Here is a 1,827-nt window from a genome sequence, read left to right on the forward strand (position 1 = left end):
CCTCGGGGGCCCTTACCAGTTATAACTCGGTCCCCCGGCCGCGTTTGCCGCCCGCCCCCCCCCCCCCCCCCTACCCCGCCGGGGGGGGGTCTGGCCCAAACCCCCCCCCCGCTTTTCGCGTTTCCGGGCGGGGTTCGACCACGCTGTTCGATTGATCCCGCCGTCCTGTAACCCGGGGTGCGAGCGACGACACGTTCGTAGACCTGCCTCGAAGGAGGATGATTCGACCATGTCGAAATTCATCGACCGTGTCGTGCTGCACGTGCGCGCAGGCAAGGGCGGTCACGGCTGTGCCTCGGTGCACCGTGAGAAGTTCAAGCCGCTCGGCGGCCCGGACGGCGGCAACGGCGGCAACGGCGGCGACGTCGTGTTCGAGGTCGACCCCAATGTGCACACCCTGCTCGACTTCCACTTCCACCCGCACGCCAAGGCGGGCAACGGCAAGCCCGGCGAGGGCGGCAACCGCGACGGCAAGTCCGGCGCCGACCTGGTGCTCAAGGTGCCCGACGGCACGGTCGTGTTGGACAAGGACGGCGAGGTGCTGATCGACCTGGTCGGCGCGGGCAATCGATTCGTCGCCGCGCGCGGCGGCCGCGGCGGGCTCGGCAACGCGGCGCTGGCCTCCAAGGCGCGCAAGGCCCCCGGTTTCGCGCTGCTCGGCGAGGAGGGCGAGGAGCACGATCTCGTCCTGGAACTGAAGTCCGTCGCCGATGTGGGCCTGGTCGGCTTCCCCTCGGCGGGCAAGTCCTCGCTGGTGTCGGTGCTCTCGGCGGCCAAGCCGAAGATCGCCGACTACCCGTTCACCACCCTCGTGCCCAATCTCGGTGTGGTGGCCAGTGGCGACACCACCTTCACCGTGGCCGACGTGCCGGGTCTGATCCCCGGCGCCAGCGAGGGCCGCGGCCTCGGCCTGGACTTCCTGCGCCACCTGGAACGCTGCGCGGTGCTCGCGCACGTCGTCGACTGCGCCACCCTCGAACCCGGCCGCGACCCGATCTCGGACGTGGACGCGCTCGAAGCCGAGCTGGCCGCCTACAAGCCCGCCCTGTCGGCCGACGCCGGTCTCGGCGATCTGGCCGACCGCCCGCGCGTGGTGATCCTCAACAAGACCGATGTGCCCGACGGCGCCGAACTGGCCGAGATGGTGACCCCGGAGTTCACCGAGCGCGGCTGGCCGGTCTTCCAGATCTCGGCGGTCTCGCGGGCCGGGCTGCGCCCGCTGACCTTCGCGCTGGCCGACATGGTCCGCAAGTACCGGGAGGAACATCCCAAGGCCGCGCCGAAGCGTCCGGTCATCCGCCCCATCGCGGTCGACGAGTCCGGCTTCAGCGTGCAACCCGACCCGGACGAGCCAGGCGGCTTCATCGTGCGCGGCACCCGCCCGGAGCGCTGGGTGCGCCAGACCGCCTTCGACAACGACGAGGCCGTCGGCTATCTCGCCGACCGGCTCGCCCGCCTCGGTGTCGAGGAGGAGCTGGTTCGCCTCGGCGCCCAGCCCGGCGCGCCGGTGACCATCGGTGACGTGTGCTTCGACTGGGAGCCGCAGATCAGCGCCGGTGTCGACGTGGTGCCCACCGGCCGGGGCACCGATGTCCGGCTCGAGCAGTCCGAGCGGATCAGCGCGGCCGAGCGCAAGCACGCCTCGCGGGTCCGTCGCGGTCTGGTGGACGCCGACGAGGAACATCAGTGACCGGACGCGTCTGCCCGTGCGGCGGTTCGGTGCGGGACGGAGAACAGTAGTCATGGCCCGGGGCCCCCCGCCCCCCCCCCCCCCCCCCGGCCCCCCCGGCGGGCGGGGGGGGGGGGGGGGGGGGGGGGAGGGGATTA

General features: G+C 72.3%; 1 protein-coding gene. It reads left to right on the forward strand.

The annotated features are described in order from the left end of the window. Positions 1-229: 229 nt before the first annotated feature. Positions 230-1,690 carry a GTPase ObgE gene (gene obgE / locus QH283_RS23080; protein WP_280505037.1) on the forward strand — a complete coding sequence of 487 codons (1,461 nt, stop codon included), beginning with the start codon at positions 230-232 and terminating at the stop codon, positions 1,688-1,690. Positions 1,691-1,827 lie beyond the last annotated feature (137 nt).

Origin of the sequence: Nocardia farcinica (assembly GCF_029867845.1) — a bacterium.
Classification (GTDB): Bacteria; Actinomycetota; Actinomycetes; order Mycobacteriales; family Mycobacteriaceae; genus Nocardia; species Nocardia farcinica_A.

Excerpts from the sequence above, each read along its gene's own strand:
- obgE (WP_280505037.1), top strand. The coding sequence starts at position 230 with ATGTCGAAATTCATCGACCGTGTCGTGCTGCACGTGCGCGCAGGCAAG.